The organism is Halomonas sp. LC1, assembly GCF_030247125.1.
GTDB lineage: Bacteria > Pseudomonadota > Gammaproteobacteria > Pseudomonadales > Halomonadaceae > Vreelandella.
In genome coordinates, this window is record NZ_JASSPG010000002.1 from 133,730 (window position 1) to 160,226 (window position 26,497).

Annotated in this window: 22 protein-coding genes and 5 tRNA genes; 9 read left to right on the forward strand and 18 right to left on the reverse strand. The window is 58.9% G+C overall.

Annotation, left to right across the window (positions count from 1 at the left end; genetic code table 11):
* Positions 1-11 precede the first annotated feature (11 nt).
* From QIT27_RS03525 to QIT27_RS03540, 4 genes are all read right to left on the reverse strand, one after another.
* On the reverse strand, positions 12-3,953 hold the full coding sequence (locus tag QIT27_RS03525) for a hybrid sensor histidine kinase/response regulator (protein ID WP_285262906.1): 3,942 nt from the start codon (positions 3,951-3,953) through the stop codon (positions 12-14).
* An 88-nt stretch (positions 3,954-4,041) separates the two neighbouring features.
* The gene (locus QIT27_RS03530) at positions 4,042-4,572 is read right to left on the reverse strand and encodes a hypothetical protein (protein ID WP_159343128.1); all 531 of its coding nucleotides are present in this window, start codon (positions 4,570-4,572) and stop codon (positions 4,042-4,044) included.
* A 104-nt stretch (positions 4,573-4,676) separates the two neighbouring features.
* Entirely contained in the window at positions 4,677-6,458 is a 1,782-nt protein-coding gene (locus tag QIT27_RS03535; RefSeq protein WP_159343127.1) for a sodium:solute symporter family protein, read from the reverse strand.
* 6 nt (positions 6,459-6,464) lie between these two features.
* Entirely contained in the window at positions 6,465-6,725 is a 261-nt protein-coding gene (locus QIT27_RS03540) for a DUF4212 domain-containing protein (RefSeq protein WP_159343126.1), read from the reverse strand.
* A gap of 607 nt (positions 6,726-7,332) precedes the next feature.
* On the opposite strand from QIT27_RS03540, the gene QIT27_RS03545 reads away from it, so the two are divergent.
* The 3 genes from QIT27_RS03545 to ttcA all read left to right on the forward strand — a co-directional run bounded on the left by QIT27_RS03545 (position 7,333) and on the right by ttcA (position 10,790).
* A complete protein-coding gene (locus QIT27_RS03545; RefSeq protein WP_159343125.1) occupies positions 7,333-9,150 on the forward strand; it encodes a putative nucleotidyltransferase substrate binding domain-containing protein in 1,818 nt (605 codons plus the stop codon).
* A gap of 5 nt (positions 9,151-9,155) precedes the next feature.
* The gene (locus QIT27_RS03550) at positions 9,156-9,806 is read left to right on the forward strand and encodes a 3'-5' exonuclease family protein (RefSeq protein ID WP_285263154.1); all 651 of its coding nucleotides are present in this window, start codon (positions 9,156-9,158) and stop codon (positions 9,804-9,806) included.
* Positions 9,807-9,881: 75 nt separating this feature from the next.
* On the forward strand, positions 9,882-10,790 hold the full coding sequence (gene ttcA, locus QIT27_RS03555; protein ID WP_159343124.1) for a tRNA 2-thiocytidine(32) synthetase TtcA: 909 nt from the start codon (positions 9,882-9,884) through the stop codon (positions 10,788-10,790).
* On the opposite strand, the gene fnr is transcribed toward ttcA, so the two are convergent.
* The 11 genes from fnr to ccoN all read right to left on the reverse strand — a co-directional run bounded on the left by fnr (position 10,780) and on the right by ccoN (position 21,880).
* Positions 10,780-11,529, reverse strand: a complete 750-nt coding sequence (gene fnr / locus QIT27_RS03560; protein WP_159343123.1) for a fumarate/nitrate reduction transcriptional regulator Fnr — start codon at positions 11,527-11,529, stop codon at positions 10,780-10,782. The genes ttcA and fnr overlap by 11 nt on opposite strands.
* Before the next feature lie 58 nt (positions 11,530-11,587).
* A complete protein-coding gene (hemN, locus tag QIT27_RS03565; protein ID WP_253017558.1) occupies positions 11,588-13,015 on the reverse strand; it encodes an oxygen-independent coproporphyrinogen III oxidase in 1,428 nt (475 codons plus the stop codon).
* Positions 13,016-13,131: 116 nt separating this feature from the next.
* On the reverse strand, positions 13,132-13,827 hold the full coding sequence (locus tag QIT27_RS03570) for a sulfite exporter TauE/SafE family protein (protein WP_285262907.1): 696 nt from the start codon (positions 13,825-13,827) through the stop codon (positions 13,132-13,134).
* A complete protein-coding gene (gene ccoS / locus QIT27_RS03575) occupies positions 13,824-14,042 on the reverse strand; it encodes a cbb3-type cytochrome oxidase assembly protein CcoS (protein WP_159343120.1) in 219 nt (72 codons plus the stop codon). Before ccoS ends, QIT27_RS03570 begins: the two co-directional genes overlap by 4 nt.
* Complete coding sequence (locus QIT27_RS03580) at positions 14,039-16,489, reverse strand: heavy metal translocating P-type ATPase (protein WP_285262908.1); 2,451 nt, start codon at positions 16,487-16,489, stop codon at positions 14,039-14,041. Before QIT27_RS03580 ends, ccoS begins: the two co-directional genes overlap by 4 nt.
* Positions 16,486-17,010, reverse strand: coding sequence for a FixH family protein (locus tag QIT27_RS03585; RefSeq protein WP_285262909.1), 525 nt, complete (start codon positions 17,008-17,010; stop codon positions 16,486-16,488). Before QIT27_RS03585 ends, QIT27_RS03580 begins: the two co-directional genes overlap by 4 nt.
* A gap of 7 nt (positions 17,011-17,017) precedes the next feature.
* On the reverse strand, positions 17,018-18,454 hold the full coding sequence (gene ccoG, locus QIT27_RS03590) for a cytochrome c oxidase accessory protein CcoG (protein WP_285262910.1): 1,437 nt from the start codon (positions 18,452-18,454) through the stop codon (positions 17,018-17,020).
* 225 nt (positions 18,455-18,679) lie between these two features.
* Positions 18,680-19,609, reverse strand: a complete 930-nt coding sequence (gene ccoP / locus QIT27_RS03595) for a cytochrome-c oxidase, cbb3-type subunit III (protein WP_285262911.1) — start codon at positions 19,607-19,609, stop codon at positions 18,680-18,682.
* Positions 19,606-19,824: a cbb3-type cytochrome oxidase subunit 3 gene (locus QIT27_RS03600; protein WP_159343115.1), complete on the reverse strand. Its 219-nt coding sequence runs from the start codon at positions 19,822-19,824 to the stop codon at positions 19,606-19,608. Before QIT27_RS03600 ends, ccoP begins: the two co-directional genes overlap by 4 nt.
* Before the next feature lie 3 nt (positions 19,825-19,827).
* On the reverse strand, positions 19,828-20,436 hold the full coding sequence (ccoO, locus tag QIT27_RS03605) for a cytochrome-c oxidase, cbb3-type subunit II (protein WP_153842519.1): 609 nt from the start codon (positions 20,434-20,436) through the stop codon (positions 19,828-19,830).
* Between the two features lie 19 nt (positions 20,437-20,455).
* Positions 20,456-21,880, reverse strand: a complete 1,425-nt coding sequence (gene ccoN, locus QIT27_RS03610) for a cytochrome-c oxidase, cbb3-type subunit I (RefSeq protein WP_159343114.1) — start codon at positions 21,878-21,880, stop codon at positions 20,456-20,458.
* Positions 21,881-22,070: 190 nt separating this feature from the next.
* Between ccoN and QIT27_RS03615 the strand changes: the two genes are divergently transcribed.
* The 6 genes from QIT27_RS03615 (at position 22,071) to QIT27_RS03640 (ending at position 23,482) form a co-directional block, all read left to right on the forward strand.
* Entirely contained in the window at positions 22,071-22,790 is a 720-nt protein-coding gene (locus QIT27_RS03615; RefSeq protein ID WP_159343113.1) for an alpha/beta fold hydrolase, read from the forward strand.
* Positions 22,791-22,896: 106 nt separating this feature from the next.
* Positions 22,897-22,972 (forward strand) — tRNA-Val (locus QIT27_RS03620).
* A 47-nt stretch (positions 22,973-23,019) separates the two neighbouring features.
* A tRNA-Asp gene (locus QIT27_RS03625) sits at positions 23,020-23,096 on the forward strand.
* A gap of 35 nt (positions 23,097-23,131) precedes the next feature.
* Positions 23,132-23,208: transfer RNA gene (locus tag QIT27_RS03630), tRNA-Asp, on the forward strand.
* A 51-nt stretch (positions 23,209-23,259) separates the two neighbouring features.
* Positions 23,260-23,335 (forward strand) — tRNA-Val (locus tag QIT27_RS03635).
* A gap of 70 nt (positions 23,336-23,405) precedes the next feature.
* Positions 23,406-23,482 (forward strand) — tRNA-Asp (locus tag QIT27_RS03640).
* Between the two features lie 168 nt (positions 23,483-23,650).
* Here the strand turns inward: QIT27_RS03640 and QIT27_RS03645 are convergent.
* The 3 genes from QIT27_RS03645 to glcE form a co-directional block, all read right to left on the reverse strand.
* Positions 23,651-24,052 (reverse strand): GlcG/HbpS family heme-binding protein, encoded by a 402-nt coding sequence (locus QIT27_RS03645; RefSeq protein WP_285262912.1) that lies wholly within the window; start codon positions 24,050-24,052, stop codon positions 23,651-23,653.
* Positions 24,053-24,133: 81 nt separating this feature from the next.
* On the reverse strand, positions 24,134-25,366 hold the full coding sequence (gene glcF / locus QIT27_RS03650) for a glycolate oxidase subunit GlcF (protein WP_285262913.1): 1,233 nt from the start codon (positions 25,364-25,366) through the stop codon (positions 24,134-24,136).
* A 14-nt stretch (positions 25,367-25,380) separates the two neighbouring features.
* Positions 25,381-26,481, reverse strand: coding sequence for a glycolate oxidase subunit GlcE (gene glcE / locus QIT27_RS03655; RefSeq protein ID WP_285262914.1), 1,101 nt, complete (start codon positions 26,479-26,481; stop codon positions 25,381-25,383).
* Positions 26,482-26,497 lie beyond the last annotated feature (16 nt).

Consider the following 26,497-nt stretch of genomic DNA (forward strand, 5'->3'; position numbering starts at 1 on the left):
CGGGCTGGCGATTAGGGATTGGCGCGGCTGGCCTGCAGCGTGCGGGTTAGTAGCGCACGGAGGGCGGCGGGCTTCACCGGCTTCAATAACAGCTGATAGCCTGCGCGCTTGACCTCTTCGGCAACGGCCTCGGTACGGTCGGCGGTAATCACAATGCCGGGAACGGCGCCGGTGAAGCGCTCGCTCAGTGCTTCTAGCGCCATCAGGCCGGTGACCTCGTTATCCAGATGATAATCCGCCAGGATGGCGTCAGGATCACCGTCCATATTGCGTAGAATCGATTTCGCCCCGCCAATGCTGGTCGCGGTGAATACCTCGCAGCCCCAGCCGCTGAGCATCGCGGTCATGCCTTCCAGAATCAGTGTTTCGTTGTCGATACACACAATCCGTGTGCCCGCCAGCTTATTACCGCTACGACGGCCGCTGGGCTCCTGTTCGGCGACGGTTGCCTCCCGGGCCGCCACGATAGGCACGCTGACCGAAAACACCGTGCCCACCCCTTCCCAGGAGCGCACTTTGATGGGGTGATCCAGCACGCGACTCATACGGTCGGCAATGGAGAGGCCCAGCCCCAGGCCTTTTTCGCTCTCTTTATGGCGGGACACCTGGTCGAGTCGACGGAACTCCTGGAAGATCTCCGTTAGCTTGGATTCAGGAATGCCTGGACCGCTGTCCCACACCTCGATCAGCAGCCTTCCCCCCTGACGGCGACAGCCGAGCAGTACACGCCCCTCTTGGGTGTAGCGAATCGCGTTGGAGAGAAAGTTCTGCACGATCCGGCGCAGCATCTGGGGATCGGAGTCCACCCACTGCTGGGTGGGCACCACGACCAAATCGAGCCCACGATCATCTGCCATCACGTCGAATTCGGCACGTAGCGGGCGGAAAATGTCGGCCAGGGCGAAGTGGCTACGCCGTGGCGTCAGCGCCCCCGCATCCAGCTTGGAGATGTCCAGCAGCGTGCCCAGCAGCTCCTCGGCGGCTTGCAACGAGTTATCGATATGGCCAATGGTGCGCTGAGTGTCGCTGGCGGTGACGTTCTGCATCAGCGCCGAGGTAAACAGGCGCGCGGCATTCAGAGGTTGCAGTAGGTCGTGGCTGGCGGCAGCCAGGAAACGGGTTTTCGAGGCGTTGGCGTCTTCCGCGAGCTGTTTCGCTTGGCGCAGTGCCTGCTCCGCTTCGGCGCGTACGCGGTTCTCCTGGCGCAGGGCCGCGTTGGCTTCTGACAGCGCCTGGGTGCGCTCGCGCACCCGCTCTTCCAGGGTTTCATTGGTCTCTTTCAGAGCAATTTCCGCCTGGCGGCGCTCGGTAATGTCTTGATACAGCGCAAAGAAGCCCAGAATCGACTGACTATCGCCAAAGTGCGGGGTGTAGGTCACCAGCATATAGCGCATGGCATCGTTGACCCGCATGGAGACTTCGAAACTCACCCGTTCACCGGCCAGGGTGCGCTGTACCCAGGGCACTCGTTCTTCGGCCTGTTTTACCGGCAGCACGTCTTCGTAGCGCCGCCCGATCACCGCGTTGCGATCGATGTTGAACGCCTGCTCGTAGGCGCGGTTAGTAAACAGGTAGCGGCTCTCTTTATCGAAGTAGGCAATGAGCGCCGGGACGTTATCGGTATAGATACGGATGTTGTTTTCCGAGCGGATCAGCGCCTCTTCGATGCGCTTCTGTTGGGTAATGTCTTGGTAGGTATAGACAAAGCCGCCGCCGGGCATCGGGTTGCCCTGTACTTCCAGCACGCTGCCGTCCTGGCGGTAGCGTACGTAGCGGTGGGGTTGGCCATCGCGAATGTTATCCAGCAGTAGCTGCACGTGCTCTTCCGGGTCGCCGGGGCCGTACTCACCGTTATGGGCGTTATAGCGGAAGATACGGTCCATCGGTGCGCCGACGCGAATGATGTGGTCGGGGAAGCGGAACAGCTCTAAATAGCGCTGATTCCACACCACCAGGCGCAGGTTCTGATCGACCACGCTAATGCCTTGATTGATGTTCTCGATGGTGGCCTGCAGCAGGGCGCGGTTGAACTCCAACACCTGAGACGCTTCATCCACAATCGAAATGACATCGGAAATGCCGATGCCTCGCCCTTGAAGGGCAGAGTTCACTACGATCCGCGCCGACGATGCCCCCAAGACAGAGGCGAGAAACCGCTCGGTAAATTGGATCACGTCGATGGAGGCACGGGTACCGTCATCCAGCGGCTTGCCCGCTCGGCGTGCGTAATCATCGAAGGCGCGATCGACTTGGCCCGCCCCCAGGAATCGCTCACACAGCACTTTCAAATCGCCCACCGTCGTGGCCCCCGTCCAGGGGCGATTCACTGAGGTTTGCCGGGTTTCGACGCTATCCACAAACAGCGAGGCTTGAATGCGCTCCACGACTCGCTGCGAGGTGACCTGCGAGACAAAGATATAGCAGAACAGGTTAATACCCAGCGACAGCATGACCCCGTGGGTAAACGTATCTCCCAGGTTCAATCCAAACAGCGCCGTGGGTGACAGCCAATTAAGTCCCAGCGGGCCACCGGTAAGCCACGCTTGAGGCAGCACGCCAGCGTTAATCATGGCGGGCATCAGCAGGCTATACGCCCAAATGGCAAAGCCCATGTTCATGCCCACGATCACGCCCAAGCGGTTGCCGCGCTTCCAGTACAGCCCGCCAATCAGCGCCGGAGCAAACTGGGCCGCTGCAGCAAACGAGAGCATGCCGATGGAGGCCAGCGAGGTGAACTCGCCAATCAGCTGATAAAAGCCGTATGCCATGGCCAGCACGGCCACGATGGTGAGGCGGCGGGCGCGCAGCACCAAACGGCCATAGTCTCGGGCTTTGGTATCGAACCAGCGCAGCCTGAAGAGCGCGGGAATGACGATCTCGTTCGAGATCATGATGGACACCGCCACCGCCGCCACAATGACCATGCCGGTGGCGGCAGAAAAACCGCCGATGAAGGTAAGCAGCGTTAGCCACTGCTGGCCGGACGCCATGGAGAGGGCAAGCACATAGGTATCCGGCTCCACGCCGCTTTCAGAGAACAGCAGCAGGCCAGCGGCCGCTAGAGGAACCACGAAAAAGGCAATCGCCAGCAAATAGAGTGGGAACAGCCAGCGCGCTTTGGTGGCATCGTCCGGATGAATATTCTCCACCACGGCCACGTGAAACTGGCGCGGTAGGCACAGAATGGCGAGCATGGCGAGTAGCGTTTGCGCCCAGAAGCTTTGACCGAAGTCTTGGTTAGCGAGCTGGCGCTGCAGCTCTAGCTGGCTTTCGGCGTGACCCATCAGCTCGCCTAAGCCGTCAAACATGCCCCAGGTGACGAAGGCGCCCAGCACTAAAAACGCCACCAGTTTGACCAGCGACTCAAAGGCGACCGCATGAATCAAGCCTTCGTGGTGTTCGGTGGCATCGGTGTGCCGGGTGCCAAACAGAATGGCGAATATCGCCATGACCACCGCCACGTAGAAGGCCGTATCGCCAAACAGCGGGGCGTGTGTCATGTCTTGGGCGTCGGTCAAGACGCTGAAGGTCGTCGAGACGGCTTTTAGCTGTAGCGCGATATAGGGCAGGGTGCCAATCAGGGCGACCAAGCTGGCAAAGGCGGCGAGAGACTGGGTCTTACCGTAGCGCGAGGCGATGAAGTCGGCAATGGAGGTGACGTTTTGGTGCTTGGCAACGCGGATCATCTTCGCCAGGACGGGCCAGAAGAGCAAAAACGTCAGAATAGGCCCCACGAAGATACTGGCAAACGACCAGCCTGCGGTGGCTGCTTGGCCCACCGCGCCGTAAAACGTCCATGACGTGCAGTAGATGGCGAGTGCCAAGCTATAAATAATGGGTCGGCGGCGGCTGGCGCCGTGGGTACGAGCACGCCGGTCGCCAAACCAGGCAATACCAAACAGCACTGCGATATAGAGCAGTGACACCGCGACCAGCAGCCCGCCATGAAACATAGTGTCTCCTCACCAATCGTACCTGTGACGATACGTCTAAGCCGTACGTCGCCTAGCAAAGGGCCCCATTCTAGGCGAAGGGAGGGCGCTACGTCTGCCGTTCGTTGGCCAGTTGGCAAACGGTAGTTAGCAGCGGTGACGTTTCCCGCAGAGATCGAAGCGCGTCGAGATCCGCTTCGCCGCTCTCGGGGTTTAGCGGAACCAGCTCTCGGCTTGAGCAGTTAAGGATGTAGGGCTGTGTAGTGATCAGGTCCGTATGGCGACGCTCGAACTGATACAGAATGAACTCGGCCACCACGTCGCCCTCGACGGTTTGCGAACGGACGTTTTCGCTATCCACCACGCTGAAGGTCGTGGTCATGGGAAATAGCAGGGTCCACGGCCGCCAGATCTGGCTCGAGGTGTCGCTGGAGATCACTTTGGCCGTGTCCGGCAACTGTTGCTGCTTGTGTTCATACCAGCTGTACTCGAACTGAACCTGGTAGCCCAGCATCCCCAAGCCGCCAAACACCGGCACGATCCACTTGGGAAGCCGTTTACGGCTCAAGGTGCGAAGCAGTAGGCCAATCCCGGCCGCGGCAAGGCCTGCAAACACGGCGGCCACTAAGTGCCAAATCATACGTTTTCCTTCTGAAAAGCCATCGGGCTCCCCTAAGGAAGCCCGATGGAAGATGGTTCCGTTCGCTATTGGCCGACGGCGCAATAGGGTGGAACGATTATGACTTAGTGATCAACCGCAGCACCAGCACCTTTCGGATAGCGTACGCTTTCCACCAGGTCCTGAATTTCTTGCGGCGGCGCGTCGGTGGCGTTGGAGACAACGAAGGCCACGGCAAAGTTGATCACGGCACCTACGGCACCAAACGAGAGCGGTGAAATACCCAGCATCCAGTTGTCCGGCGTGTTGGCCAGCATGTTGGTGCCCGGAATAAAGAACCAGCCCAGGTAGGTGAAAATGTAGAGCAGGGTGCAGATCAGGCCTGCCAGCATACCGGCCACCGCACCTTTGTTGTTCATACGCTTGGAGAAGATACCCATCATCAGCGCAGGGAACAGCGAGGCACCGGCAATACCGAAGGCAAGCGCGACCGTTTGAGCGGCAAACCCGGGCGGGTTGAGCCCTAAGTAGGTCGCCAGCAGGATCGCACCACCCATGGAGATACGGGCTGCCAACATTTCGCCTTTTTCAGAAATTTTCGGGTTGATCATGGTCTTGATCAAGTCGTGACTGATCGCTGACGAGATTGCCAAGAGCAGACCCGCTGCGGTGGAGAGCGCCGCCGCGATACCGCCCGCTGCGATCAGACCCACTACCCAGCCGGGCAGGTTGGCAATTTCAGGGTTCGCCAGTACCAGGATGTCGTTGTTCACCTCCAGCTCGTTGCCTTCCCAGCCGCGGTCTGCGTAGTCAGCAGCGCCGTTGTAGAACTGAATCCGGCCATCTTCGTTCAAGTCGTTGTGAGTGATCAGGCCGGTCTCTTCCCAGGTGCGGAACCACTCAGGACGATCGGCATAGAGGATCGGGTTACGCGCGGCCTCTTCGTAGTTCTCGGTTTGACCTGCCATTTCCGGATAGACGGTGGTCATCAGGTTCAGGCGTGCCATGGAGCCCACTGCGGGAGCCGTCAGGTAGAGCAGGGCGATGAACACCAGTGCCCAGCCCGCTGACCAGCGCGCATCGGCGACCTTCGGTACGGTGAAGAAGCGGATGATCACGTGGGGCAGACCCGCAGTACCGACCATCAGTGACAGAGTGAACAGCACCATGTTCAGCTTGTTGTCCACGTCAGCGGTGTAGTCGCGGAAACCAAGTGCCGACACCACGTCATCCAGCTTTTGCAGCAGTGGAACGCCGGATTCGGTGTGCGTGCTGAACATACCGAACATCGGCAGCGGGTTGCCGGTGAGCTGCATGGCGATGAACACCGCCGGAATAGTGTAGGCAATGATCAGTACCACGTACTGCGCTACCTGGGTGTAGGTGATGCCTTTCATACCGCCGAACACGGCGTACATGAAGACGATCGCTGCGGCAATCCAGATACCCCAGGTGTTGCTCACTTCCAGGAAGCGGGAGAACGCCACGCCTGCGCCGGTCATTTGGCCGATGACGTAGGTCACCGACGCAATGATCAAACACACAATCGCCACTAAACGTGCGGTGTTGCTGTAGAAGCGGTCGCCGATGAAGTCAGGCACGGTGAACTTGCCGAACTTACGCAGGTACGGGGCCAGTAGCATCGCCAGGATGACGTAGCCACCGGTCCAGCCCATCAGGAACGTAGAGTTCGCGTAGCCGCCAGACGCGAGCAGACCCGCCATGGAGATGAACGATGCCGCCGACATCCAGTCGGCTGCCGTAGCCATACCGTTGGTAATGGGGTGTACGCCGCCGCCGGCGACATAGAAGTCTTTGGTGGAGCCCGCTCGCGCCCATATCGCAATCCCGATATAGAGCGCGAACGAGGCGCCAACGAACAGTAAGTTGATTGCAAACTGGCTCATGCTGGCTTACTCCCCCAGGCCGTATTTTTTGTCGAGCGTGTTCATTCTCCAGGCGTAGAAGAAGATCAGCACGATGAAGGTAAGAATGGAGCCTTGCTGAGCAAACCAGAAGCCCAGGTCCGTACCGCCAACGGGAATGCCCGCGAGCAGCGGACGGAACAGGATGGCACATCCGTAGGAGACAAATGCCCAAACCACCAGGCATCCGAAGATCAGCCGGACGTTGGCCTTCCAGTATTCAGCAGCATTGGATTTATCGTCTGCCATTGTGTTGCTCTCCAGTTGTGATTTTTAGGGTTGGAAAGTGAACTCAAGATAGCGTGTGGTTCATCAGGGCAACCCCGCATGGAACACCGCGCTGGTGAGTGAGCGGTAAGTCAGCGTTGCCAAGCACGTCACCTTCTTATTGTTAAGCCGTTTTGTGTCGTTAAGGGGTGATCGGCAAGTTATCGTCAGCGGCTTGAAGTGCGTTAGACAGGTGGTGTGCGATTACCCTGTATGACTCGCTGATAATACTGGGCAATAATCGCCGAAAATAAATCCCAGACTTTGGTATCAGGCGCTTTTAGTCACGTGGCAAACAGGGGCTGTATGAATATAAAGCATTATTTTTCATGAGCTTTCAGCGTTCTTTAAACGCGTTCCTGGCGGTGATAGGACAATGGTCTATGGCTCGGTTAAAAGCAATGTTTGCTACCTTAACAAGTGGTGTTTAGTCGATTTAAAAGTGAGTAAAAAAGCCACTACTTTCGTCGCTAAACAAACGTCGTTAAGACGTTAGCGCTATAGCGGAAAGTATAATGAGTCAATGTGTCTACAGGTCTTCAAACCGTTTCTAGTTCTCTTTAGTCACTGCCCTTAAGTGAGGTCGCCCATGGTAGACGTGGATCTCTCCCAACTGCCGTTTTCGCTGATGGATGATGCGGGGCGCGATCACGTTCGTCGCGGTATGGACCTTGCCTACTTCGACCGGGATGAAATCATTCTTGAGATGGGCCAGGCAGGCGAGTCGGTATTTCTCATTCACAAGGGAGAGGTCGCCGAGCTGGACCCCACGCTACCCGCCGCCAGCGCGCGGATTGGCCACTACACGGCCGGGGACCTGTTTGGGGCGATCAGCATTCTCAACGGTAAAAGCCGCTACCGTTTCCAGGCCGAACAAGAGTGCTTGTGCTATGTGATGCCTAAAGCGCTGTTCGTGCAGCTCTGCCGACACTATCCTCCTTTCGAGCAGTTCTTCAAACAGTCGCTCTCCCATAAGGCGCGCCTGCTCACCGAAAAGCGCGCCGAGGGGGGCGTGACGATGGCAGGCTTCATGCTAGCCAAGGTGCACGAGTGCATGCGTGAGCCGCTGTTGATCGACGCATCGAAAAGTATTCGCGATGCCGTGCGTCAGTTAAACGAGAGTCACGCCGATAGCCTGCTGGTAGGGACGCAAGGCGCGCTGGGCATGGTCACCAAAACCGATCTGCTCAATGGCTTAGTGCTGGGGGACAGCACCCAGCATACCCCGGTAGAGGCGTTGGCAAACCAGGCGCTGGTCACCGTGACCCCCGAGCAGTACCTGTTTGAAGCACTGATACTGATGACTCGCCATAAGGTCGCCCGGGTCGTGGTGATGGAGGACGAGCGCGTTCGGGGCGTCGTAGAGCTGATGGACGTGCTGAGCTTCTTCTCCAGCCGCAGCTACGTAGTGAGCTTGCAGGTCGAGCAAGCCAATAGCCTGGAAGCCTTGGCGGCCGCCAGCCAGCGTACGCCGGAGTTGGTCAACGCGCTGATGGCCCAGGGCGTGAAGCTGCGCTTTGCCATGGAGTTACTGGCGGCGCTCAATGGTCGCATCATGAGCAAAGCGTGGGGATTTACGGTGCCCGAGCAGTACCACCGCCATAGCTGCCTGATGGTGATGGGCAGCGAAGGGCGCGGCGAACAGATTCTAAAAACCGATCAGGACAATGGCCTGATCCTGGCCGACGACTGCCAGTGGCCCGAGGTGCACGAGGCGATGAGCGGGCTCACCGACACGCTGATCCAGTTGGGTTACCCGCCGTGTCCTGGGAACATCATGGTGTCCAATCCCGAGTGGGTGGGCACCGTCTCGCAGTGGAAGAGCCGTATCGCCAAATGGGTGAGCGCCCGGGACGGTGACAGCTTGATGAAACTGGCGATTCTGCTCGACTCCCACGGCGTGGCAGGTAACCCCGCGCTACTGGATCAAATACGTGAGGCGCTGTTCGAGCGCTGCTCCCACGATGAGCTGCTGCTCTCTTACTTTGCTCGGGCAGCGCTGCGCTTCTCGACGCCGCTGACGCTATTTGGCTCGCTGAAGAAGCCCCAACACGGTATCGATATCAAAAAAGGCGGCATCTTCCCTATCGTGCACGGCGTGCGCACCATGGCGCTTGAGCGGCGCATCAAGGCCACGTCGACCCTGGATCGCCTGGAGGCGCTGGCCATCGATGGGCGGTTGGATCGCCGGTTTGCCGATGATCTCGGCGAAGCCCTGGCGCTATTCACCGAGTTGCGTCTTCGCCAGCAGCTCCAGGACATGGAGGGCACCCACGCCAAGCGTACCAATCGGGTCGTGGTACAAGAGCTTTCTTCACTGGAACGAGACCTGTTGCGCGAAGCCCTGCACATCGTGAAAGACTTCAAGCAGCGTCTTTCCCACCGCTACCATTTGGAGTACTCGTGAGCGGAATGCGCCTGTTAGACCGACACATGACGCTGCTCAGCGGCTCGCTGAGAACGCTGCTTCAGCGAGAAAGCGACCGTCGCCGCTGGGCCTATTCGCCGTATGCCTGGCTATTTCAGCCCTACATGGGGGAAGAGTCCGTGGCCATGGCCTGCCAGGTGAGCGAGGGTCAGCCAGCGGTGATCAGCGTAGCGGCGGTGGTACTGAACCCGCGCCGTGTGCACACCAGTCGTATGTGGTGGGCCACGTTGTCGGTATCGCCCGCGCTAGTCCCTGCTACCCTGCGACGCCATCACCAGCTACACGCCACCGACGCGCCGCGCACGCCAGATGCCGAGTGCCTGACGGAGTTGGCCGACTTCATCGGCAACCGGCCGCTGGTCGGCTGGCAGTTGGAGCACACCCTCGAACCTTTGAACGGGCTGTTCAAAAGCGTATTGGGGTTTGGTCTCCCCAACGCCCAGGTGGACGTTGCCAAGTTGCACGGGCGACAGCTGCGGCGGCTGCATCCACACATCGATACCCTCGACCCGCTTGGCGTAGCGTTGGCTCGCTGGCAGCTACCGCCATTGATCTGGCCCAGCGTGGTCAGTGAAGCCACCGCCAGCGCGCTCCTCTACCTGCGTTTACAGCGTGAGATCGCCCTGACGGCCTAGGGTTTGTATTGGGTAGAGCTTCGGAGTGTTGTTAGAATACGCGCTGCTCCTTCACCCATCGGCAGTGCGACGATCATGTTACAACCTGACTACTTTGACCCTACTGCGTCAGACAGCGCGTCTGACGAGTCTCTTGCCCAGCAGCATGAGCTGCAGGATGCCAAGCAGAAGCGTGAATTCAACAAGTTGCAAAAACGCCTGCGGCGCGAAGTGGGAAATGCCATCATCGATTACAACATGATCGAAGAGGGCGACCGGGTCATGGTGTGTCTCTCCGGTGGCAAAGACAGCTACACGATGTTGGAGATCTTGCGCAATCTTCAGCGCAACGCGCCGGTCAATTTCTCGCTCGTGGCGGTCAATATGGACCAAAAACAGCCTGGTTTCCCGGAGCACGTGTTGCCCCAGTACTTAGACAAGCTGGGGGTGGAGTACCACATTCTCGAACGTGATACCTATTCGGTCGTGAAGGAGAAAACGCCGGAAGGAAAGACCACCTGCGCGCTCTGTTCACGTCTGCGCCGTGGCTCGCTGTATGGGTTTGCCGACGAGATTGGCGCCAACAAGATTGCCCTGGGTCACCACCGGGAAGATATTCTGGAAACGCTGTTCCTGAATATGTTCTTCGGCGGTACGCTGAAGGCCATGCCGCCGAAACTGCTCTCTGATGACGGGAAAAATATCGTGATTCGCCCGCTGGCGTACTGCAAAGAGGCGGACATTGCAGAGTTTTCACGGCTGATGGCGTTTCCGATCATTCCCTGCAACCTGTGCGGTTCACAGCCCAACATGCAGCGCCAGATCGTCAAAGAGATGTTGGCAGAGTGGGACAAGAAGCACCCTGGCCGTTTGGAGAGCATGTTCAAAGCCGTCACCAACGTCGCCCCTTCCCAGCTTGCTGACCGCGAGCTATTCGACTTTGCCGGTCTGGAAGCGAAGCAGGCGGCGCTGATGGAGAGCCGCATTCAGGCGTTTAACGTGTAATCGTCTGCGCCTCCTCTTCTGCCAGGGTGATGAGGCGCTGCATGTCCAAAATATTCACCTCGCGACCCGAAACGGCCACCACCTCCTGCTGCTGAAAGCGGCTGAGAATACGGCTGACCGTTTCCACCGCCAGACCTAGGTAGTTGCCCATATCGGCCCGCGACATCGACAGCCGAAAGCTGTAGGGGGAGTAACCCCGGCGACGGAAGCGGTCAGAGAGCGTAATCAAAAAGCTGGCGAGCCGCTGGTCGGCGGTTTTGCGTGACAGCAAGCGCATCATCTTACGGTCATCGCGCAGCTCTTTACTCATGCTGCGGTAAAGCTGACCACGCAGCTCGGGCAGTTCTTGGGAGAGCGACTCCAAGCGGTCGAACGGAATTTCGCATACCGTGGTCGTCTCCAGGGCAATCACGGTACCGGGGTAGTACTCTTCGTCGATACCATCCAAGCCGACCAGCTCGCTGGGCAGAAAGAAGTTGGTGAGCTGATCGTTACCGTTCCCTTCGCTGGTCACCTGTTTCAAACTGCCAGAGCGCACGGCATAAACGCTGGTGAACGCGTCGCCCTGACGAAACAGCGGTTCGCCCTTCTTCAGCGGCGAGCGACGGCGAATGATGGCATCGAACTGGCTCATATCCTCAAGCTCCAGGGCAAGCGGTAAGCACAGCGAGCTTAAACTACAGGTTTGGCAGCGCGCTTCTTGCAGCAGTGAACGTCGTTGGCTGGCAGGATATGACATGGGGGTCTCCCTTCTTATTCGCCATCATGGGTACAGGGGGGCAGGTGGCTCAAGGCGCTCACACGATCTTTGAGTAGCGCTGGCCATCCTGGCGTTGTAAGTGGGTGTCGAAGGCCATGGCCAGGTGTCGAATGAGTAGCCGCCCCACCGGGGTGGCGGTGAGCCGAAGCCCCTGACGCGTTAACAGGCCATCCCGTTCGGCGATTTCCAACCGCTCAAGGGCGTTGGCAAAGTAATCTGCGGCATCGACCTGCCAGCGCTGGCCGACAGTGTCGAGGTCAATGGCCATATCGCACATGAGCCGCTCGATGACCTCTCTTCGCATTAGGTCATCCTTATTTAAACGTAACCCTTTCACGGTCGCCAGCCTACCTTCATCTAAGGCCGCTTCATAGTCAGCGAGCCGGGTAGGGTTTTGCGCGTAGCTATCGTTGATCCGAGAAATGGCCGATACCCCCAAACCAATCAAGTCGCACTCGGCGTGGCTGGAATAGCCTTGAAAGTTGCGCTGCAGGGTGCCGTTGCGCTGCGCCTTGGCCAAGCTGTCGTCGGGGCGCGCGAAATGGTCCATGCCGATATGCACATAGCCCGCCTGGGTCAGCATCGCAATGGTGGTATGCAGCATGGCCAGCTTCTCATCGGCGCTGGGCAGGTCGGCGTCCTTGATGCGTCGTTGGGGCGCAAAGCGGGTCGGCAGATGCGCATAGTTAAACACCGACAGCCGTGCGGGACCTAGCTCGATCACTTGGCGCAGCGTGTCCGCGAAACTCTTCTCGGTTTGTAAGGGCAGGCCATAAATCAAATCGAGGTTGAGCGAGCGAAAGCCGAGCCGATGGGCTTCATCCATTAGCGTTTCGGTGAGCACCCGGGGCTGAACGCGATTGATCGCCGCTTGTACCTGTGGATCGAGGTCTTGTACGCCCAAGCTCAAGCGGTTGAAGCCCAGCGACTGCAAATGGCGCAGGGTAAAGACATCCGCCTCACGTGGGTCGATTTCGATGGCGTAATCACGGTCCGGCGCATTGGAGAGGCCAAAGCGTGCGTCTAAGCGGTCGATCAAATCGCTCATCTGAGCCAGAGTGAGAAACGTTGGCGTGCCGCCGCCCCAGTGCAGCTGCTGCACCGGACGCTTTGTATCCAAATGGCGCGCAGTGAGCACCATCTCGCGATCCAACCGTGATAAGTAGGGTTCGGCCAGAGCGGTATTTTTTGTAGCGATTTTGTTGCACGCGCAGTAAAAGCAAATTTTCCGACAAAACGGGACGTGCACGTACAGTGAGAGCGGTTTTCGGCTGGCGTTGCTGCGCGCAAGCGCCTGGCTCATATCGTCAGCAGTGAATTGGTCATGAAAAGAGAGTGCCGTCGGGTACGAGGTATAGCGCGGGCCGCTGGTGTCGTAACGGCGTAGCAGTGCGTCGTCCCAGGCAGTGGTCTCCGCCGCTGCGGAAGAGGGGTGAGCGAGGGCAGCAGTGGCGTTAACGGGCATAGGGAGCGCTCCGACGTAACAGGGCAAGCAGAAAAGCGGATGCGCCAATGTTACGCCGGTTCCACACGCAAAGGGTTGAGCTATATCAAGCAACGGCGCAATAGCCGTCGTTGTGTTCAATGCCCGGTGGGAAAGAGAAGTACCCAGAGCTGCCACAAGGCAAAGCCGATAATGGTCAGTGCGGCGAGGCTACGCGTGGCGGGATGGCGGATGAGCTGACTTAGCTGGCGCGCCGCAAGGCCCGTGGCCAGCAGTGCGGGCAGGGTGCCCAAGCCAAAGGCACCCATCAATAACGCCCCTTGTAGCGGGTCGGCAATGGCCAAGCTCCAGGCGAGCATCGAGTACACCAGCCCGCAAGGCAGCCAGCCCCACAGGGCACCTAGCGCAAAAGCTTGCGGCAGGTGAACCACGGGCATCAAACGTCGCCCAACGGGTTCGATGAAGCGCCATAGCCTGCGCCCCACGGCTTCGACTTTCAATAGCCCTTTCCACCAGTTGGCGATATACAGCGCCATTAGGATCAGCATCACCGCCGCGACGATTTGCAGCGCGATACGCGCCTGCGGCGAGAGCGAGACCAGGGTGCCGAGCGTGGCTGCCAAGGCCCCTGCCGTCATGTAGCTCAAAATGCGGCCCACGTTATAACTGAGCAGCAGTCCGCCCATGCGAGCCGGGTGGCGCATGCTGGGCGGCACGGCGAAGGTAAGGGCGCTCATGATGCCGCCGCACATGCCAATGCAGTGAGCCCCGCCCATCAGGCCAAATACGAACGCCGCCATGAGCGGCGGCAGATCCAGACCCGTGGGGTTCATGGCGGTGGCTCGCGATCGCGGGGTGGCTTGGCGGCTTGTTTGCGTTCGGCGCGCTGCTCGGGGGTGAAGTCGTTCTCATCGTCATCGAACAGGATGCGGTGGGCGGGGCCTTCTAGGTCGTCGAACTGGTCATTCTTCACGGCCCAGAAGAACGCCCACACCGCCAGCCCTAACAGAATCAGCGATAGCGGAATCAGCAGATAGAGAATCGTCATACGGTCACCGGTGTGGCTGGGGCTAGCTGGGGAGCGGGTGAGGTACGCCAGCGCGTGAGGCGTAACGCATTGCCCACCACGACCAGCGAACTTAGCGACATGCCAATCGCCGCCAACCACGGCGGGACTAGCCCCATCGCAGCCAGGGGCAGCGCGGAGAAGTTGTAGCACACTGACCAGATCATGTTCTGGCGCATGATGCGTCGCGTGGCGCTGGCGATTTCAATGGCCTCGAAAATACGCATTAAGCGTGGGCTGAGCAAGACCGCGTCGGCCCGAGTGCGTGCCAAGTCGGTGGCTCCGTTCATGGCAATGGCCACATCGGCACCGGCGAGCACCGGCACATCGTTGATACCGTCGCCAATCATGACCACACGTTCGCCCTGCGCCTGTAGCTCACGCAGCCGTTCGAGCTTGCCTTCCGGTGACTTGCCTGCGTGCCACGTGGCAATATTGAGCTGCTCTGCCAAGCTCTCCACCGCTTCCTGGGTATCTCCAGACAGTAGCTCCACGGTGAGCCCTCGTGCCTGCAGGGCGGCCACGGTGTGGGCAGCATCGTCTCGAATCCCGTCGTGCAGTTTGAACCACGCCCGCGGCGCGTCATTTTCGCTGAGCAGCAGCCATTGGCCGCTGCCGGGCGGCGTGAGTGGTTCCGTCGTTGCAAAATCGGGCTTGCCCAAGCGCCATGTGGCACCGTTCAGCACGCCTTCTAGTCCGCTTCCCGTCACGCTTTTGACTTGGCGCGCCTGGAGCGTGGCGTCCCGAAACGGCCGAAACGCGCGGGCAATGGGGTGCTCGGAGTGGGCTTCCAGCGCGGCGGCAATAGCGCGCAGCTGTTCACTACTCTGGGCTGTTAACGGGCAGGTTTGGGTGAGCTGCATCTCGCCCCGGGTGAGCGTGCCGGTTTTGTCAAAAATCACTCGCGTGACGTTAGAGAGCGACTCGATGGCGTCGGCACGGGTAATCAACACCCCGCGCTGGCGCAGTTGCCCATGCCCTGCCGTGAGTGCCGTGGGAGTGGCGAGTGCCAGCGCGCATGGGCAGGTGACTACTAGGACGGAGAGTAGCACCCAGAGCATGCGGGAAGGGTCGATAAACCACCACGCCACGGTGACACAGGCGGTGACCACCAGCAGGCGCAGTACGAACAGGTGCGCCATGCGCGCCGCCATTTGCGCCAAGCGCGGGCGACTGGCAAAGGCGCGGTCGGTCAAATCGACGATGCCCGCCACGCGTGCATGGTGGCCTGCATGAGTCACCCGCACCGTGAGCGGATTCTCCATGTTTTGGCTGCCACCTACCACCTGTTCGCCCACACGGCGGGTGACGGGCAGGTACTCGCCGGTCAGCATCGACTCGTCCAGGCTAGACTCGCCATCTTCGATAATACCGTCGGCGGGGACGCCGTGGCCGGGCTTGATAAGTACGCGGTCGCCGGGGGCAAGCTCGCTAGCGGGCAGAATGCGTTCGCTGCCGTCAGCTTCCAGCCGTGTAGCAGAGACCGGCAGCACGCCACTTAAGGCATTACCGCTATGGCCGCTGCGTCGCCTAGCGCGCCCTTCTACGTAGCGGCCAAACAGCAAAAAGAAGGTGAACATGGCGACCGAGTCAAAATAGACCTCACCCACGTTAAACAGCACCGCGTAGCTGCTGGCGAAATACGCGCCACCAATGGCTAATGAAACAGGCACATCCATCCCTAGTACGCCGGTTTTGAGATCGCGCAGGGCGTTACGGAAGAAGGGCAGCGCCGAAAAGAACACCACCGGCGTGGCCAGCGCGAACGAGAGCCAATGAAACAGCGCAAAGAAGTCCTCACTGAGTTCCCCAGGCCCCGAGACGTAAATGGGGATGGAGAACATCATGACCTGCATCATCCCCACCGCCGCCACGATCAAGCGGCGTACGTTCATGCGCTCTTCATGCTGCAAGCGCATTTGGGCATGGTCCGGCTCGTAGGGCTGCGCATCGTAGCCAATGGCGGCGAGCTCGGCGAAGAGCTGGGAGAGCTTGATGACGTTAGGGTCCCAAGCGACGCGTAGGCGGTGATGGGTCAGGTTGACTGCGCTGGAGACAACGCCTTCAAGCGCGTTCAAGCGGTGCTCGATGAGCCACGCGCAGGCGGCACAGGTAATCCCTTCTACGGCCAGCGTTGCCCTGACGTGGCCCTCATCGCCGTCTGGGTGAACGAACTGCGCCTGCAGCCCTGGATCGTCGAACACCGACCAGGTCTCCGCTTTGGCGGCTTGACGTTCGTCGGGGCGCTCGGGCAGTTCGGTGCGATATCGGTAGTAGCTCTCTAACCCGCCGTCGACGATGGCGTGTGCCACGGCTTCACAGCCGGGGCAACACAATGAGTGGGGCGTGTCGTCCACCACGATTTGCCACGGTGCGCCGTCGGGCACCGGGCTGCCGCAGTGGTAGCAGCTTAGCGCGTTCGTGCTCATTCGCTTTCTGAGCGCCCTCCGGGCAGTAGAGCAACGCTCTCTTCATTCGGGAAGCGGGCTTCGCCGATCAGCCGCCAATCGGCGTCATCACCTTGCTCGGGCTGAATTTGAAGGTACCAGCGGTAGCGCAGGTTATCCGGCCCTTGGGTGATGTAGCGGCCTTCCCGGACGTGCTCCAGTACGAAGGATTGGTCTCGGTCATCTTCGGTGGGGAAGATGAGGTCCAGATAGAGTTTGTCCGGGCGAACATCGCCTGTAAGGTCGATGACGATATCACTCGTCAGCGGGTCGATGCGAAGGTCGGCGCTCAAATTGAGTTCACGCGCGCGCTCCTGCTTCGCCAGCACCATGTTGATGGCTTTGCCGTGCTCGTAGTAATCCTCTTGAACCACCATGCCGTCGTAGCTTTTGATCGACATGACTGCAAAGCCAATGCTGAACAGAATGGACGAAAACAGTAGCCCGAGCAGGAACCACGGCCAGAACTGTTTGTACCAAGGCGGAATCGGGGTGTCGGACATGACGCGTTTATCTCCTAATATCACTCAAGAACCGCGCTTCGCGGGTCTGACGAATCTGCTCGTCTTGCTGCGCCTGCAGCGTGAAGGTGATGGCGTGGCTGGGTTCGCTCAAGGTCTCAGGGTCCGCCAGTACGGTGATCACCTGAATGCGCGACTCACCGGCGGGAACGCGTAGCGCGGTGTTATCTAGCTGCAGGTTAGGCAGGCCCGCCGCGCTGATGTCATAGGTATGATCCTGGGCGTCCAAATTGCGCACGGTGAGGCTGTAGACGTTGCTTATCTGGCCATCGCGAGTGACTTGATAGAGCTGGGTACGCTCGCGTTCGGCATCGAAGGTTAGCGGTGTGCGGTCGTTCACGGCCCAGGCAAAGGTCGCCACCATCACCACCAGTGCCACGAAATAGCCGATCAAGCGCGGGCGCAGAATGTGGCTCTTTTTACCTTCCAGGGCGTTCTCGGTGGTGTAGCGAATCAGCCCTCTGGGGTAGCCCATTTTATCCATTACGCTATCGCAGGCATCGATACAGGCGGCGCAGGTAATGCATTCGTACTGCAGCCCGTCGCGGATATCGATGCCGGTCGGGCAGACCTGGACACACAGCTCGCAGTCGATACAGTCACCCAGGCCCGCTTCTCGGACCTCGGCATGGCTGAGCGATTTCTTGCGGTGGCCGCGGGGTTCGCCGCGGGCGTCGTCGTAAGAAACGATCAGCGTATCGCGATCAAACATCACCGACTGGAAACGGGCATAGGGGCACATGTAGATGCATACCTGTTCACGTAGCCAGCCGGCGTTGAGGTAGGTAAAAACTAAAAAGAAACCTACCCAAAAATAGGACCAGCCGTGGGCTTCTAGCGTGGGAAGCTCCTGGACCAGGTCACGAATCGGCGTAAAGTAGCCGACGAACGTCACGCCGGTGGCCAGGGCAATCAGCAGCCAGGCAGCGTGTTTTGCTCCCTTGCGCCAGGCTTTGTTGGCAGTCATCGGCTGGTTATCCAGCTTTATGCGCTGATTGCGCGAGCCTTCGATGCGGTGCTCAAGCCAAATGAATAAAAATGTCCAAACGCTCTGCGGGCAGGTGTAGCCACACCAGACACGCCCCGCAAACACGGTGATGAAAAACAGCCCAAAGGCGCAAATGATCAGCAGCCACGAGAGAAGGATGAACTCCTGCGGGTAGAACGTGGCCGAAAAAATGTGGAATTCACGGCCCGGTAGATCAAACCACACGGCAGGGCGGTCACCCCAGTTCAGCCAGGGGAGCAAAAAGAAGCCCATCATTAGCGCCCAGTTCGCGCTGCGTCGTACCTTTTGAAACAGCCCTTTGATCTCCCGCACGTAGATATGCCGCCGCTTGGCGTACATCTCTTGCGTGGTGGTGTCTCCCGGCGTGTGGTGCCCAACGGTTGGCGGCGTAATATCGTGGCTAGGTATTTTTTCCATGGCGGTGATCGCAGCTCAATAGGCAGGAGTGGACGATAGCCTGGCTCACGCAACCTTCATTGGTGAAGGAGATCGCGTCGCTGTATGTCGAATCGCTATACACACATTGCTAAACAATAGTGTAACGGATAGCCGGGTGGCTGAGCGGATGCTGGATGTAGAAAGGGTGCGGTATGTAACCGCACCCCTTCGTACACGCTGGCGTTAAAACGCCTATCAACGGGGTTAGTCGTTGAAACGTAGGCTGTACACGTAAGCGGCCACGAGGTGAACGCGCTCTTCACCGATGTACGCAGCCTGGGCAGGCATGTGGCCGTTACGGCCGTTACGCAGCGTTTGGCGAATGGAGTCGTCCACGTTCTGGCCGGGTGCCAGATAGAGCCACACGTCGTCGGTCAGGTTCGGCGCACCAAGAGCGGTGTTCCCCGTGCCGCTGGGCGTGTGACACGCCGCACAGGCAGCCAGGAAGGTGCTTTCACCGCTGGCAGCACGCTCGGCGTCATGCTCTTCGCCGGAGAGCGACAGCACGTACTGAGTCAGGTTTTCGATATTGTTCTCACCGAGCTGCTGCCAGGACGGCATCAGACCGTTACGGCCATTGTTCAGCGTGGTCAGAATGTTTTCGGGTTCGCCCCCGTAGAGCCAGTCGTCGTCGGTCAGGTTGGGGAAGCCGTAGCCGCCCTGGGCATTCGAGCCATGACATACGGCGCAGTTGTTCAAGAAGATACGCTCTGCCACCTGCATGGCTTCGGCATCCTGCGCGAGGTCTGGAATCGGCACTTCCTGGTACTGGGCAAAGATCGGCGTGAAGCGGTCTTCCGCGTCGGCCACTTCCTCTTCCCACTGGCTCTCCTGAGACCAGCCCAGGATGCCGGCGTAGTTACCCAGACCTGGGTAGAGCACCAAGTAGCCGAGGGCAAACACCACGGTAAGGATGAAGAGCTTGAACCACCACTGCGGCAGCGGATTGTCATACTCTTCGATACCATCCGCCGCGTGGCCAGTGGTCTCGACATTGCCATCGGCATCGGGCGTTTTATCGGTGCGGCGGTTGGCTAACAAAATCCAAACGCTCAGCGCGATCGTGCCCAGTGTGATGACGATAATCCAGGCGCTCCAGAAGCTGGATAGGGAGTCACCCCATAAATTATTCATCTATTCTTATCTCCCCTGTCGTGGCGGGAATCCGCTTCGTCTTCGGTCGAAGCATGCTTATCACGGGTCGGCTGCTCATCATCGTCGGCGAAGGGCAGGTTGGCCGCTTCGTCAAAATCTGGTTTGCGTCGCTTCGAGTAGGCCCAGAAAAAGATGCCAATGAAAGCGAAGATCAAAATCAGCGTGATCAGGCCGCGGAAAGTTCCCGTATCCATAACTTAACGTGTGCCCTCGAGCACGGTTCCTAGCTGTTGCAAGTAGGCGACCAGGGCAGTGATTTCCTGGGTGCCGCGTACGTCAGCGGTCGCGTTGGCGATGTCCTCATCGGTGTAGGGCACGCCGAGCTGACGCAGGGTGCGCATTTTATCCGGTGTGGCTTCGCCGTCGAGGGTACGCTCAAACAGCCAGGGGTAGGCTGGCATGATCGATTCCGGCACGACATCGCGCGGGTTGTACAGGTGGGCACGGTGCCAATCATCGCTGTAGCGGCCGCCTACACGCGCCAAGTCAGGCCCGGTACGCTTGGAACCCCACAGGAAGTTGTGCTCGTATACCTGTTCGCCCGCTACGTTGTAGTGGCCATAGCGCTCGGTTTCTGCACGGAAGGGGCGCACCATCTGCGAGTGACAGCCAACGCAGCCTTCACGGCGATAGATATCGCGGCCTTCCAGCTCAAGCGCGGTTAAAGGGCGTAGCCCTTCAACCGGCTCGGTGGTCTGCTTTTGAAAGAACAGCGGAACGACTTCGGCCAAACCGGCAAAGCTGATCACAACCAGGATCAACACGGCGAGTAGGCCAACGTTCTTTTCGACAATCTCGTGTTTCATTGGTCTTAACTTCCCCGGTTTAAGCGGCTTGCGGCGCAGTGAGGCCAATGGCTTCGCGGCGCTTCACGGTCATGTACACGTTGAAGGCCATCAGGAGCATGCCGGTTACCCAGAAGAGGCCGCCCACCATGCGCACGAAGTAGCCGGGGCCACTGGCTTCAACCGATTCCACAAAGGTGTACATCAGCGTGCCGTCAGCATTGATGGCGCGCCACATCAAGCCTTGCATGATGCCGTTGACCCACATCGCTGCGATGTACAGCACGGTACCGATGGTCGCCAGCCAGAAGTGCACGGCGATCAGATTAACGGAGTACATTTCGGTACGACCAAAGACGCGTGGAATCAGGTGGTACATGGAGCCGATGGTAATCATCGCGACCCAGCCAAGCGCACCTGAGTGAACGTGACCAATGGTCCAGTCGGTGTAGTGGGAAAGCGCGTTGACGGTCTTGATCGCCATCATCGGACCTTCGAAGGTCGACATGCCGTAGAACGACAGGGCAACCACCAAGAAGCGCAGGGTTGGGTCGGTGCGCAGCTTATGCCAAGCGCCTGACAAGGTCATCATGCCGTTGATCATGCCACCCCAAGACGGTGCCAGCAGAATGATCGACATGATCATACCCAGCGACTGCGCCCAGTTGGGCAGCGCGGTGTAGTGCAGGTGGTGCGGGCCTGCCCACATGTAGATCATGATCAGCGCCCAGAAGTGGACGATAGACAAGCGATAGGAGTAGATCGGACGCTCAGCCTGCTTCGGCACGAAGTAGTACATCATGCCCAGGAAGCCCGCTGTCAGGAAGAAGCCCACCGCGTTGTGGCCATACCACCACTGCACCATGGCATCGACGGCACCTGCATAAATGGAGGTGGAGTACATGGGCGTGACGGGAATCGCGGCGTTGTTCACGATGTGCAGAACGCCAACAGTCAGAATGAACGCAGCAAAGAACCAGTTCGCCACATAGATGTGTGACGTGGTGCGTTTCTTAATTGTCATCAAGAACACGATCGCATAGCTGATCCACACTACCGCCAGTAGGATGTTGATCGGCCATTCGAGCTCTGCGTACTCTTTGGTCGTGGTGTAGCCCAGCGGCAGGGAGACCACCGCCGACAGGATCACCGCTTGCCACCCCCAAAAGGTGAACGCTGCGAGCTTGTCAGAGAACAGGCGTGTCTGACAGGTACGCTGAACGACGTAATACGACGTCGCAAAGAGCGCTGAACCACCGAAGGCGAAGATAACGGCGTTAGTGTGTAACGGACGAAGACGCCCGAAGCTCGTCCAAGGTAGGCCGAGGTTCAGTTGCGGCCAGACCAACTGGGAGGCAAGGATAACGCCAAGCGTCATACCTACGATGCCCCACACAACGGTCATAATCGCGAACTGCCGAACTACCTTGTAGTTGTAGGTCGGGTGTTCCAATGCTGTGCTCATTTCATGTTCCCATCGAACGCGGTTAGGGGGTAACCCGTGGCATTTTGCAATCGCACGTTGCCATCGCATTGTGCACGGGTGCGGCCACCCGCTTGATGATGCAGGTCAAGATCCGGCCTAGATTCTATCGCAGCCGCGCCCTAAGCTGAACACGCCAATGGATGTAACGCTGAATTATTAGGAGGGCTAAGTGTCCTATTACGCTGGCCATGGTTTCGTGACCATCACCCCACAGGCGCTGCGTGAACGGCTCGCCAGCCCCGCTGTTCAGCGGTTTCTCGTGGAAGGGATGGGGCCGGTGAGCGTCTCCGGCAACCCCGAGCAGGGGCGAATTCTGCTAGCCCATGGTGCTGGGGCCGGTCACCTGTCAGATTTTATGCGGCAATTTGCCGCGACGCTGGCCCATCAGGGGCTCCAAGTTTGGGCGATCGATTTCCCCTACATGCAGCAAATGAGCGAGCAGGCAAAGCGCCGTCCGCCTCCGCCCGTAACGAAAACGCTGGAGCACTTCGTCGCTTGGTATGATCTGGTCGTGTCCATCAGTGGTTCGCCTTTATGGGTGGGAGGAAAATCCATGGGCGGGCGTGTGGCATCGCTGTTTGCCAGTCAGCACCCCTGCGCAGGCGTCGTTGCAGCAGGCTATCCGTTTCACCCACCCAAAAAGCCCGACTCTCTTCGCACCGATCATTTTCCTGACATCGCTACGCCTATGCTGATTCTGCAAGGGGAGCGTGACCCGTTTGGCACGCGTGAAGAGGTGGCCGCCTATGATTTACCAGACGCTCTTCACATTCATTGGTTAACCGATGGCGACCATGACTTTAAGCCGCGGCGACGTTCTGGTGTCAATCAGCAGGTTTTGATTGACGAAGCAGCCATAGTTGCGGCATCCTTCGTCCGCGCTCAGTAAGCGGTTGCCGCGAGAACGTGCAGTACGCTGGTTTAAATCAAAAATTTAAACGCAACGTGTTGACATTCAAACAGGCTTCTGTAGAATGCAGCGCCACGTGACCAGCGGGTGGTTAGCTCAGTTGGGAGAGCACCAGCCTTACAAGCTGGGGGTCACTGGTTCGAACCCAGTACCACCCACCATTTATTTGGTGCCCTGGAAACGTAACGCAGTTAAGTGATGCATTTGTGGACCGGTAGTTCAGTCGGTTAGAATGCCGGCCTGTCACGCCGGAGGTCGCGAGTTCGAGTCTCGTCCGGTCCGCCATCATCATCTTAGTCTGCAATTAGTTATCGCTGTTCGGACCGGTAGTTCAGTCGGTTAGAATGCCGGCCTGTCACGCCGGAGGTCGCGAGTTCGAGTCTCGTCCGGTCCGCCACGATAACTTGAGAAGTAGCAATATTGATAAGCAATAAGCTATCAATACCCCGGGTGGTTAGCTCAGTTGGGAGAGCACCAGCCTTACAAGCTGGGGGTCACTGGTTCGAACCCAGTACCACCCACCATTTAAGCCAATGTTTTAGCGCCTCTGAACCGCTTTAATAAATGATTTAAATGGTTAGTGTGTCTTAAAGTGGACCGGTAGTTCAGTCGGTTAGAATGCCGGCCTGTCACGCCGGAGGTCGCGAGTTCGAGTCTCGTCCGGTCCGCCATTAAGCACCCATCGGCAGTCATATTGATAAAGCCGAACAAATTTCAAAAAAGCCCGAATCGATGATTCGGGCTTTTTTTATTGCGCGTACATAACACGCTAACAAGCAGCGTGCAGTCGATGCGCTGCACGCTGCTGTTACTTGCTTTTATTACTGACTAGGTAAGCGTTAGGCGATCGCGCTGACGCCTGCTTTGGCAATTTGCACGTCTTGATCTGGCTTAACGCCAGAGATGCCAACAGCGCCGACGACTTGGCCATCCACGATGATCGGCACGCCGCCAGACAGCAGACCCTGTAGCGGTGCAGAGACAAACGCCGTACGGCCACCGTTAATCATCTCTTCAAACATTTGGGTCTCTTTACGACCCAGGGCAGCGCTACGCGCTTTTTGGGTAGCGACATCGGCGCTGAACGGGGCAGCACCGTCTAAACGGCGCAGTGCCAGCAGGTGGCCGCCATCGTCGGTGACAGCAATGGTGACCGGCCAGCTATTGGCGTCAGCTTCTTTCTGTGCAGCGTCGAGGACTTGGATAACGTCGGCTTGGCCTAAAACAGCTTTGGTTTGCATCAAAGGATCCTTTTTATCATAGGGATTAAAGCGCTGCGCCCAACCGTTAATACGTTGTGAAAGCGCAGCGAGTGTAAAGGGTTATACCAGGGCAGCGTCCACAACTTCTACCCAGTGGCGTACCGGCGTGCGGTTGGCACTGGCCAGATGCGTTTGACAGCCAATGTTGGCGGTCACAATCACCTCAGGGTTGCCTGCTTCTAGCGCATTCAGCTTGTTATCGCGCAGCTGAGTGGCGAGCTCTGGCTGTGTCACCGAGTAGGTGCCCGCCGAGCCGCAGCACAGGTGGGCATCTTTCACGGGCGTTAGTGCAAAGCCGAGTTTGCTAAGCACGCCTTCCACTGCGCCGTTGAGTTTCTGAGCGTGCTGCAGCGTGCAGGGGCAGTGGAACGCTAAACGCTGGTGCTCTTTAAGCTGCAGCGCTTCCAGCGGCTCGTCGCGCAGTATTTCGACGATATCCTTCGCCAGTGCGCTGACTTTTTTGGCCTTTTCAGCGTAGGCGGGGTCGTCCTTGAGCATGTCGGCATACTCTTTGACGAACGCGCCGCAGCCGCTGGCGGTTTGTACGATGGCTTCCGCGCCCTGCTCGATTTGCGGCCACCAGGCATCGATATTGGCGCGCATCCGCTCGCGGCCCGCCTCTTGGGCATTGAGGTGGAAGTCGATAGCACCACAGCAGCCAGCTTCACTAATCGGTGTGACGCTAATGCCCAAACGATCGAGCAGGCGTGCCGTGGCTGCGTTGGTGTTGGGCGACAGGCCCGGCTGCACGCAGCCTTCTAGAATCAATACCTTGCGGGCATGGCGCTGGCTGTCGGGTCGCTGGCCTGCATCGACCGGTGCGGGCGGCATTTTGCTACGCAGCTTGCCGGGCACTAGAGGCTTGAAGGTTTGCCCCAAGGTCAGCAGCGCTTTGAAGCGTTTCGGGTCGACCAGCATTTTGCGCAGCGCATAGCGCTGAGCCCGTTCTGCCGCCGGGCGCGGCACACGACGGTCGATTTCCGCACGGCCAATATCCAGCAGCTTGTGATACTCCACGCCGGAGGGGCAAGTGGTTTCACAGTTGCGGCAGGTTAGGCAGCGGTCTAAGTGCAGGCGAGTCTCTTCGGTGACTTGGTCATCGTCATCGCGGCTCTCCAGCAGCTCCTTCATTAAGTAGATGCGCCCGCGTGGCCCGTCTCGCTCATCGCCCAGCAACTGGTAAGTGGGGCAGGTGGCGTTACAAAAGCCGCAGTGCACACAGGTACGCAGAATGCGCTCGGCTTCCTGAATATGCGGTTTTTGGCGGTCGGCATCGGTAAAGTGCGTCTGCATGTCAGCTCTCCTGATTAAAATGCCGCATAAAGACGACCAGGGTTGAAAATGCCGTGGGCATCCAGCTCGGCCTTCAGGTTGCGGTGGTACTTCTCGACCACAGCATTCAGCGGAGTAAACGGTGACTCCGCGCCCCCTTGGGCATGCGGGGTGTAGCAGGTAGCGTGGCCACCGGCCTTCTGGCATTCATCGCGCAGCGTGTCTGCGGGTAGTGCGGTTTTCACCCAGCGCTGGCTGCCGCCCCAATCATAGAAGATATCGCTTTCATCAACGGCGAGCTCTAGCGCTGGGGTATGGGGCGGTAGCGAGAGGCGCCACAGTGCTTGCCCTTCGTTGAGGCTGAAAAAGCCATGCTGCTGGTCACGAAGCTGCTGCCAGAAATCCGCAGACAGCGCTTCACCGCCCAGGCGCTCTTTCGTGGCCTTGACGGAGCTTTCACCGCCTTCCAGCCGAATAAACAGCTCGCCCGCGTGCCATGCCGCAGCCGTGATAGGCAGCGGCTGGCGGCCAAGCTCAGAGAGCTTCGCTAAAGCATCTTGCAAGCCCATTTCAAGGCGCAGACTGTGGCTGGCGGTGGGAATAGGCAGCACCTTAAATGAGATATCGGCCAGCACGCCTAGCGTGCCCTGGGCACCGGCCATCATGCGGGACAGGTCATAGCCCGCCACGTTTTTCATCACTTCGCCGCCAAAGCGCAGCAGCTTGCCTTCTTGGGTAATCACCCGCGTGCCCAGGACAAAATCCCGTGCAGCACCTGCCCAAGGGCGGCGAGGGCCGGACATACCGGTGGCCACCGCACCGCCAATGGTGCTGGCTTCGCCAAAAATGGGCGGCTCGAAAGGCAGCATTTGATGTTTTTCTGCCAGCGCCGCGTTCAGCGCGCTCAAGCGGGTGCCTGCCCGCACCGTGACGACGAGTTCGATAGGATCGTAAGAGACGATGCCGCTATGGGCGGCGACGCTGAGTTCCGTGCCTTCCACCGGGCGACCATAAAAGGCTCGGGTATTGCCCCCCACGATGCGCAGCGGAGTACGGTCGTGGTAGGCGCTGTGAACCTGTTCGCTCAGCTCGTCGGCAATGTCTCGGTCGGCAGCGTGTATCGCTAGTTCGGTCATGGTGGTTCCTTATTGC

What these genes read in the sequence shown, in the direction of transcription:
- QIT27_RS03545 (WP_159343125.1), top strand. Translation starts at nt 7,333, where the DNA reads ATGGTAGACGTGGATCTCTCCCAACTGCCGTTTTCGCTGATGGATGAT.
- QIT27_RS03530 (WP_159343128.1), bottom strand. Translation starts at nt 4,572, where the DNA reads ATGATTTGGCACTTAGTGGCCGCCGTGTTTGCAGGCCTTGCCGCGGCC.
- ttcA (WP_159343124.1), top strand. Translation starts at nt 9,882, where the DNA reads ATGTTACAACCTGACTACTTTGACCCTACTGCGTCAGACAGCGCGTCT.
- QIT27_RS03585 (WP_285262909.1), bottom strand. Translation starts at nt 17,010, where the DNA reads ATGTCCGACACCCCGATTCCGCCTTGGTACAAACAGTTCTGGCCGTGG.
- glcF (WP_285262913.1), bottom strand. Translation starts at nt 25,366, where the DNA reads ATGCAGACGCACTTTACCGATGCCGACCGCCAAAAACCGCATATTCAG.
- QIT27_RS03525 (WP_285262906.1), bottom strand. Translation starts at nt 3,953, where the DNA reads ATGTTTCATGGCGGGCTGCTGGTCGCGGTGTCACTGCTCTATATCGCA.
- ccoS (WP_159343120.1), bottom strand. Translation starts at nt 14,042, where the DNA reads ATGACGATTCTCTATCTGCTGATTCCGCTATCGCTGATTCTGTTAGGG.
- QIT27_RS03570 (WP_285262907.1), bottom strand. Translation starts at nt 13,827, where the DNA reads ATGAACCCCACGGGTCTGGATCTGCCGCCGCTCATGGCGGCGTTCGTA.
- fnr (WP_159343123.1), bottom strand. Translation starts at nt 11,529, where the DNA reads ATGTCATATCCTGCCAGCCAACGACGTTCACTGCTGCAAGAAGCGCGC.
- QIT27_RS03540 (WP_159343126.1), bottom strand. Translation starts at nt 6,725, where the DNA reads ATGGCAGACGATAAATCCAATGCTGCTGAATACTGGAAGGCCAACGTC.
- ccoG (WP_285262910.1), bottom strand. Translation starts at nt 18,454, where the DNA reads ATGGAAAAAATACCTAGCCACGATATTACGCCGCCAACCGTTGGGCAC.
- QIT27_RS03535 (WP_159343127.1), bottom strand. Translation starts at nt 6,458, where the DNA reads ATGAGCCAGTTTGCAATCAACTTACTGTTCGTTGGCGCCTCGTTCGCG.
- QIT27_RS03580 (WP_285262908.1), bottom strand. Translation starts at nt 16,489, where the DNA reads ATGAGCACGAACGCGCTAAGCTGCTACCACTGCGGCAGCCCGGTGCCC.
- QIT27_RS03645 (WP_285262912.1), bottom strand. Translation starts at nt 24,052, where the DNA reads ATGCAAACCAAAGCTGTTTTAGGCCAAGCCGACGTTATCCAAGTCCTC.
- QIT27_RS03550 (WP_285263154.1), top strand. Translation starts at nt 9,156, where the DNA reads ATGCGCCTGTTAGACCGACACATGACGCTGCTCAGCGGCTCGCTGAGA.
- glcE (WP_285262914.1), bottom strand. Translation starts at nt 26,481, where the DNA reads ATGACCGAACTAGCGATACACGCTGCCGACCGAGACATTGCCGACGAG.
- ccoP (WP_285262911.1), bottom strand. Translation starts at nt 19,609, where the DNA reads ATGAATAATTTATGGGGTGACTCCCTATCCAGCTTCTGGAGCGCCTGG.
- ccoO (WP_153842519.1), bottom strand. Translation starts at nt 20,436, where the DNA reads ATGAAACACGAGATTGTCGAAAAGAACGTTGGCCTACTCGCCGTGTTG.
- hemN (WP_253017558.1), bottom strand. Translation starts at nt 13,015, where the DNA reads ATGCCCGTTAACGCCACTGCTGCCCTCGCTCACCCCTCTTCCGCAGCG.
- ccoN (WP_159343114.1), bottom strand. Translation starts at nt 21,880, where the DNA reads ATGAGCACAGCATTGGAACACCCGACCTACAACTACAAGGTAGTTCGG.
- QIT27_RS03600 (WP_159343115.1), bottom strand. Translation starts at nt 19,824, where the DNA reads ATGGATACGGGAACTTTCCGCGGCCTGATCACGCTGATTTTGATCTTC.